Raw genomic sequence first — 351 nt, 5'->3', positions numbered from 1 at the left:
CGATCTCTCCGGAACCGTTGGCAGTGATGGTGGTTTCCATTTTCATGGCTTCGATGACAAACAGCGGCTGATTTTTTTCCACCTTCTGCCCCACTTCTACCTGAATATTGGATAATGCCCCCTGCAGCGGTGCACCTATTTGTTTTTTATCATTTTTGTCCACTTTTTGATGAACTACCTTTTCCACTTTGACTGACTTATCTTTTACCTCAACGGCTCGGGTTTGTCCGTTGACTTTAAAGAAGATCCTGGACATGCCGTCTTCGTCGGTTTCTCCTCTTGAAAGGAACTCGATCAATAAAGTTTTCCCTCTGTCCAATTCCACAATGATCTCCTCGCCGGGTTCCATGC

The 351-nt window shown here is 45.6% G+C and carries 1 protein-coding gene; it reads right to left on the bottom strand.

Annotation, left to right across the window (positions count from 1 at the left end; translation table 11 throughout):
* A partial coding sequence (locus HC176_RS17930; protein ID WP_342448719.1) for a biotin/lipoyl-containing protein occupies nt 1-351 on the bottom strand: 351 nt, incomplete at both ends.

The organism is Tamlana crocina (assembly GCF_012037625.1).
Note: the sequence above shows the minus strand (reverse complement) of the source record. Positions and strands in the feature narration are given on the sequence as shown.